A 266-nucleotide genomic window follows, 5' to 3' on the forward strand; every position below is an offset into this window, starting at 1 on the left:
AAATCCAAAGCCCGCGCCTTACGCAGAGTATGGATTCCTAAGCCAGGTCGTGATGAAAAGCGTCCTTTAGGGATTCCTACGATAAGAGATAGAGCCGAGCAAGCCTTGGTTAAACTGGCACTAGAACCCCAATGGGAAGCCCGATTTGAGGGTGAATCCTACGGATTTAGACCAGGGAGGTCAGCGCACGATGCGATTGATGCCATATTCAAGAAGCTCCATAAAAAGCCAAACTGGGTATTAGATGCAGATATTGCAAAATGCTT

1 protein-coding gene is annotated in these 266 nt (G+C 47.4%); it reads left to right on the top strand.

Annotated features, from left to right (window positions below; all coding sequences use genetic code 11):
* Nucleotides 1-266 (top strand): reverse transcriptase/maturase family protein (locus tag AC0QH1_RS07585; protein ID WP_324630411.1); only part of this gene is annotated, 266 nt, incomplete at both ends.

The sequence above is a fragment of the Phormidium sp. CCY1219 genome, from assembly GCF_055795085.1.